Here is a 6,569-nt window from a genome sequence, read left to right as displayed (position 1 = left end):
GTCCGAGCGGGCGAGGCTCGCGCCTACGGCGCATGTGCTTCGCCCGCTCGGACCCGAACCGGGCCGCGAACGGTGCTCGTAAGACTCGCACCCGACGGGGTTGACACGTCTTGGAATCGAGCGGTTGGTGGCTCAGCCTTGAAGAGTACGGACTCAACCGCATCCGCGCTTCGCCCCCTTGGATACCAGCCGGGCCGCGAACCGAGATGCGCGGCCTCGCTTCGCTCACCACCGGGGTGGTGCGGCCGCGGGCTTCAGATCCCGTGAACTTCCGGTTTGCCGTTGCGCACCGTGATGAATCCGGCTTGGAAGTTCTGCTGGATGCCACCAGGAATGGGAAACTCGTCGCTGATCGGATAGCCGAGTTTGCCGGTCTCGTAACCGATCTCGCGCCAGGCATCCAGTACCGGACCGTTGCGGACCGCCCAGGCTCCCGACAGCGGGCTCCAATAGATGTTGCCGCCCTCGAATCGGCTGAACCGGCCGAGATCCTTCAGCGGTTGCTCCTCGGCAACCGGGAAACCGAGCGGGCTGTTCTCGTAGCCGAGATGGGCGTACTTGCCCAGGATCAAACCCTGGACGCGGTGCACGCCGGTGGCCGGACCGTAGTAGAACGGGCCGTTCTCGAACGCCTGCACGGCACCGTCCCGGTGCGGCGTCTTGATTTCCGGCGCGGCCGGATAGCCCGCGGGACCACGCTCGAACCCTTGCTTGCCCCACTCCTCTAGGATCGCGCCGCGGACCACTTGGGCGCCGGTCTGCGGTGTCCAGTACAGCGAACCGTGCTGGAAGGTCTGGAACCTGCCCCGTCCGTCCTCGAGCGCGCGCTCGTCGCCCGTCGGCAGCCCCAGCGGCCCGCCGGGGCCCATAGCGGCCTGGTAACCGGCGGCGATCATGCCGCCGACCGGATACGCGCCGCTGCCCGGCACGAAGAACACCCGGCCGCCCTTGAAATCCTGGGCCATGCCGCCCGCCACCGGGTACTCGCCGGTGAGGCACTCGCCGAGCCAGCTGGTCGCCGCGGCCACCGCGCCGATCGCCCCGCTCGTCTGGCAGGCGGGCTTGTCGAGCTCGACGCCGAGCGCGGTCGCGGCCTGCTGCCAGGACTGGCGCATCTCGAAATCCCAGTACGGCCAGGAGTGGGTGCCGGACGGGCGGTAGTTCACCTGCGCCGGAATGGCCAGCTTCGCCAGTTTGGTGACAAAGTTCTGCGACGTCAGCCGGGACAGGATCTCCAGGCCCATGCCCGCGAAGTTGGTGCTCACCCCCGGAATGGCCGAGGCCTGGTCGAAAGGACCGATCGCACCGCTGCCGCTGGAAACGTAGAGGCTGACGCCCCTCAGTTTGTCGGCCAGCGCGTACGGGTCGTGTCCTTCCCATTCCGCGCTCGTCGGCGGGCCCCACATGGCGGCCGAGTCGAAACCGCCCGCGTCACGCATGGCGAACTGGATGGCCTGCGGCATGCCCAGCGTCGTCGTGGTCAGGAAACCGGAATAGGACGCGGCGTGCCGCACGAACCCGGGATTGCGCGCGGCGAGGAACATCGCGGCCGTGCCGCCCATCGACAGGCCTTCCATGCCCCGCACATCCGATGCTCGCCACTGGCTCTCCAGCAGTGGCGGAAGCTCCTCGGTCAGGAAGGTCTCCCACTTGTAGTTGCGGCCGTTGTTCGGCTCCAGCCAGTCGGAGTAGAAGCTGGACTGACCGCCGACCGGAAGCACGACGGTGACGTTCTTGTCGGCGAAGAACTCGACCGCCCCCGCCTCCTTGGTCCAGCCGCTCTCGTCCTCGGTGGCGCGCAGGCCGTCGAGCAGGAACAGCAAGGGGAATCGGGCCTCCGGCCGGGCGTTCCAGTCCCTGGCCAGCAGCAGCTGCACTTGGATCGGCGCGCCCATGGACGGCGAGGTCACCCACAGCGCGACGCGACGGTCGCCGAGCCAGTGGACCTTCTGCACGACCGGCGCGGCCGATACCGCGGCGGGCTGCGCGACGACGGGAGCGGCAACCGGCAGGCTCGCGGATAGCGAAACCACCAAAGCGGTGGCGAGCAGCATGAGCCGCCCGCGTGCCGAACGAGCGACGAGGCGCCCGAATTTGCCCCAGCTACCGCGCGTTATCCCTGTCACATGAGCTTTGTACTCCGGTTATGGCGGGGTTCATGCGAGACACGCGCTGCACAGCAAACTCTGTTCGCTCCAGTCGGGCCACCCCGAACGCAATTCAGGCCGCACCGAGATCGGTGCGGCCTGAACGCGTCAGGAGTGAATCAGATCACCAGGCGCCGGTGGCGTCCAGGATCATGTTGCGCGAGGCGAACAGCTGACCCTCCCAGTACTTCCAGGCGTGGGTGCCCGCGGCCGGGAAGTCGTACCGGGCGGGGATGCCCAGCGAGTTCAGGCGGGCCTGGAACGCGCGGGTGTTCACCAGCGAGAGGGCTTCCAGCGCCATCGCGTTGCCGGTGTTGAACACGCCGACCGCCGAGTTCGGCTGGTCGTACTGGCCCGGCAGGCCGCTGGCCGCCGAGATGTACATCGGCAGGCCGCGCAGCTGCGGCGCGAAGACGAACGGGTCCATCCGCAGCCACTGCGGGCTCCACGGAGCCGCCATCGAGTCGACGTTGTAGCGGCCCGCGTCGAGCATCGCGATGCGGATCGCCTCGCGCATGCCCGGGGCGGAGATGTTCAGGTAGCCCGAGTAGGAGGCGGCGAACTTGAACTGGTCGCGGTGGTAGGCCGCCAGCGCCAGCGCCGCGCTACCGCCCATGGACAGGCCGACGACCGCGTTGTTGGTGCGCGAAACGCCGTAGCCCTCCAGGAAGGCGGGGAGCTCCTTGGTGAGGAAGGTCTCCCACTTGTAGGTGGTCTTCTGGCCGTTCAGGTTCGACGGCGCGTACCAGTCGGTGTAGAAGCTGGACTGGCCGCCGACCGGCATCACCAAGGTGATGTTGTCGCCACCGAACTGCTGCAACGCGTTGGTCTCGAACGACCAGGCGTTGCGGTCGTCGCGGGCACGCAGACCGTCGAGCAGGTAGAGCGCCGCGCTACCACCGCGCGAGGCCCACTGCACCTGCACCTTGATCGGTCCCATGCTGGAGGGAACCATGAGGTCCTCGAAGCCACCCGCAGGCGCCCGCAACACCGGCGCGTGCGCCGACGGGGCCGCGGTGGCGAGGGTCGGGGTCGCCAGTCCGGCGGCGGTCGGTAGCGCCAGTACGGCGGCACCGACAGCCAGAATTCGATTACGCCAACCGCGAGGCGCGCCTCGCCGTCCCGACTGTGTTCTCTTCGGCGCGGCCGCCCTGCCGAAACGCATGAATCCTGCTCTCTTTCTGCTGTTGTGGTGCCACTCGCCGCCCGTAGGGCGAAGCGGCACCCGTGTTGCCAACGAGACGCGCGTCACGGGACGGTCCCGACTATCCGGTCCTGTGGCGGCGCTACAACGATCTGGTCACACTTGCGCTCGCTGGACGATATTCGACGCCCCCCGCTTTAGCAAGGTCGGGGCCTTTCCGGTGGTCGAAATCCCTCCGTTTGCACAAGGTAATGGTGCGGTGACCTTATCGCGTTCGGAGGGTGATGTCGTGCTGGAAGCCAAGATATTTCCGTTCCTGGCGGGAACTGTCACCGAGCCGAGATCTTCCCCGGAGCGGCATGCGCTCCGAGCCGGGCTCCAGGCATGCATACTTCTCAGCCCTCCGGTCATATCGCTCTGGAGACCAAAACGTGATCAGGCCCGAGATCTGCCGTGATAGCCGCAGCAACGGATGCGCGCGACCGACGACTCATACCGACCGGTCCCACTCAGCTACTAGCCAGCCATGCGGCTGCCACCCAACGAAAGCAGTCGGCCCGGCTTGCATTTGCGAGCGCACCGACAGTAAGCATTGCCCGTTCGTGGCCCGGCTCGCGCCTGAGCGGCCGACGCGTACGCGACGAAGTCGCAAGCGGCGGTCGCTCGGGCGCGAGCCACAAGGGGGGCCATGAACACGCGGGCCCGCAGGCGCCGCAAATTGAACACAGCTCAGCCGATGTTCGCCGACATGTCCGGAATCATCCGCATGGCCTCATCGGCCCAGTTGTTCCAGGCGTGAATGCCGAAGGGCGGGAAAGAGTAGACGGCGTTGCCGCCGCCCAGCGTCGCCATTCGGACCTGGAACGCGCGGGTGTTCGCCAATGCCAGCGACTCCAGGCCCATGCCGTTGAGCGTGTTGAACGACGCAGGGTCGGTCGCCGCGGGCAAGCCACTGGCCGCCGCGATCCACACGCGCGTGCCGTTGCGAACCAGGTTGGGCGCGAAGACGAACGGGTCCATCCGCAGCCACTGCGGACCCCACGGCGGCGCCATCGAGTCGACGTTGTAGCCGCCCGCGTCCATCATCGCCGTGCGAATCGCCTCCCGCATGCCGGGCGCGGAGATGTTCAAGTAACCGGAGAACGAACCGGCATAGCTGAACTGATCGGGATGGTAGGCCGCCAGGGTCAGTGCGGCGCTGCCGCCCATGGACAGACCGAATGCGCCATTGCGGTAGGGGTTGAACCCGAGCCGGTCGCGCAGCGCCCAGCGCAGGTTGTTGGTCAGGAACGTCTCCCATTGGTACCGGTAGCTCTTGCCCGGTCCGCCGGCGAACCCGTCGAGTATTCCGGAGCCGGTGCTCGAGCCGGCGCCCGCCGGGACGCCGAAGAATTCGCTCGGCGCGTTCCAGTCGGCGTAGAAGCTCGACATGCCGCCGACCGGCATGACCACGTTGATGTTGTGCCGGGCCAGCACTTCCGGGATGTTGGTCTCGATCTCCCAGCCGTTCAGGTGCTCCGGGGCCCGCATGCCGTCGAGCACATAGGCGACCCGATTGGTGTTGCCGTCCCCGGCGCGCAGAATCCGGGACTTGATCGGCCCCATGGGGGATTCGACCCAGAAGTCGAAGGCGGCGGGGTTGAACGCCGCCGACGCCGGGGCGCCGATACCCGCGATGGTCGTTCCGAGCGGTAACAGCATTGCCACGGCGACACCGAGAACGAACCGCCGCAACCACGAACCGGTTGATCGATACCTACCGGGACCGCGTTTCCAGCGCGCACTTCCCATCACACTCGACCTTTCCCTCGGGCGACCTACTCGGCAAACATCTAGCGACCTTCACCGGCCCTCTCACCGAACACCGACCCCGATGTCAGTCATGAAGCGGACGAATTTACCTCGATGCATGTTGTTCACGTATCAATCGGGAACGAATGCCTTCATGTTGCTGGATAGTGATCCAGTGCACAACCACCGAAGCGTTTCGTCTTCGTATTCGTTGCCGAGGAAATCCGGGACGACCCCAGAAACCGACCGACCGCCCTGCACTAGAGGCGCAGGGCGGTCGGTGGTTCGCTACTTGCTGCTTACCCGATGTTCGCGGACAGGTCCGGGATCATCCGGTAGACCTCGTCGGCCCAGTAGTTCCAGTTGTGCACACCCACGGCCGGGAAGTCGTAAGTGACATTGCCCGCGCCGAGGGTCAGCATGCGGACCTGGAACGCACGGGTGTTGGCCAGCGCCAGCGCCTCCAGCCCCATCGCGTTGACCGTGCTGAAGCTCAGGCCGTCCGCCGCGCTCGGCAGGCCACTGCCCGCGGAGACCCACAGACGGGTGTTGTTGGCCTTCAGCCGCGGTGCGAAGACGAACGGGTCCATCCGCAGCCACTGCGGGCCCCACGGCGGCGCCATGGCGTCGATGTTGTAGCCGCCCGCATCCAGCATGGCGACGCGCAGCGCCTCGCGCATGCCCGGCGCGGAGACGTTCAGGTACCCGGAGTACGAACCGGCGTAACGGAACTGATCGGGGTGGTAGGCCGCCAGGGTGAGCGCGGCACTGCCGCCCATGGACAGGCCGAACACGCCGTTGCCGTTCGGGTTGAAGCCGAGCCGGTCGCGCAGGGCCCAGCGCAGGTTGTTGGTGAGGAAGGTCTCCCACTTGTAGGTGCTGGTCTTGCCCGGGCCACCCGCGGAACCGGTCAGCAGGCCGGAGCCCGAGTTCGCCGACCCGCTGGTGGAGGAGCCGGCGCTGCCGAGACCGAAGAAGTCGCTGGGACCGTTCCAGTCGGCGTAGAAGCTCGATTGACCGCCGACCGGCATGACCACGTTGATGTTCCACTTGGTCAGCTCGCGCGCGACCTCGGTGTCGATCTCCCAGCCGCTCAGGTCGTTACGCGCGCGCATGCCGTCCAGCGCGTACACCACGCGCCCGGTGTTGCCGTCGGCCGCACGGAAGATGCGCGACTTGATCGGCCCCATTTCGGAATCGACCCAGAAGTCGAAGCCGTCCGGATTGAACGCGGCGGACGCCGGGGCGGCAGGGCCTGCCACCGACACCCCGAGCGGTAGCAGAACAGCCAGCGATACCAGCATGGACCGCTTGAGCCAGGAGCCTGCTCTTCGAGTATTCAGACGACGCCCGATCACGCCTCGCATCAGTTTCAACCTTTCGTTCCACAGCGACAGCGGCAAGCCGTCCACACGGTTGCCCTCGCCGATGCCCACGACCGGTGGACGCCACGGCCGGGCCTACGGTCGTAGCCTATATCGGTATCG

General features: G+C 67.0%; 4 protein-coding genes. All 4 read right to left on the bottom strand.

Going from position 1 to position 6,569, the window contains the following annotated elements:
- Nucleotides 1-254: 254 nt before the first annotated feature.
- Nucleotides 255-2,054: an alpha/beta hydrolase-fold protein gene (locus tag AB0M45_RS05210; protein ID WP_364323108.1), complete on the bottom strand. Its 1,800-nt coding sequence runs from the start codon at nt 2,052-2,054 to the stop codon at nt 255-257.
- Nucleotides 2,055-2,271: 217 nt separating this feature from the next.
- Nucleotides 2,272-3,312 carry an alpha/beta hydrolase family protein gene (locus AB0M45_RS05205; RefSeq protein WP_364323048.1) on the bottom strand — a complete coding sequence of 347 codons (1,041 nt, stop codon included), beginning with the start codon at nt 3,310-3,312 and terminating at the stop codon, nt 2,272-2,274.
- Between the two features lie 708 nt (nt 3,313-4,020).
- Nucleotides 4,021-5,082, bottom strand: a complete 1,062-nt coding sequence (locus AB0M45_RS05200; protein WP_364323046.1) for an alpha/beta hydrolase family protein — start codon at nt 5,080-5,082, stop codon at nt 4,021-4,023.
- A gap of 299 nt (nt 5,083-5,381) precedes the next feature.
- Nucleotides 5,382-6,449, bottom strand: coding sequence for an alpha/beta hydrolase family protein (locus tag AB0M45_RS05195; protein ID WP_364323044.1), 1,068 nt, complete (start codon nt 6,447-6,449; stop codon nt 5,382-5,384).
- Nucleotides 6,450-6,569 lie beyond the last annotated feature (120 nt).

The sequence above is a fragment of the Nocardia sp. NPDC051787 genome (assembly GCF_040681325.1).
GTDB lineage: Bacteria > Actinomycetota > Actinomycetes > Mycobacteriales > Mycobacteriaceae > Nocardia.
This window is presented reverse-complemented; position numbering and strand designations above follow the sequence as displayed.

Excerpts from the sequence above, each read along its gene's own strand:
- AB0M45_RS05195 (WP_364323044.1), bottom strand. The coding sequence starts at position 6,449 with ATGCGAGGCGTGATCGGGCGTCGTCTGAATACTCGAAGAGCAGGCTCC.
- AB0M45_RS05210 (WP_364323108.1), bottom strand. The coding sequence starts at position 2,054 with ATGCTGCTCGCCACCGCTTTGGTGGTTTCGCTATCCGCGAGCCTGCCG.
- AB0M45_RS05200 (WP_364323046.1), bottom strand. The coding sequence starts at position 5,082 with ATGGGAAGTGCGCGCTGGAAACGCGGTCCCGGTAGGTATCGATCAACC.
- AB0M45_RS05205 (WP_364323048.1), bottom strand. The coding sequence starts at position 3,312 with ATGCGTTTCGGCAGGGCGGCCGCGCCGAAGAGAACACAGTCGGGACGG.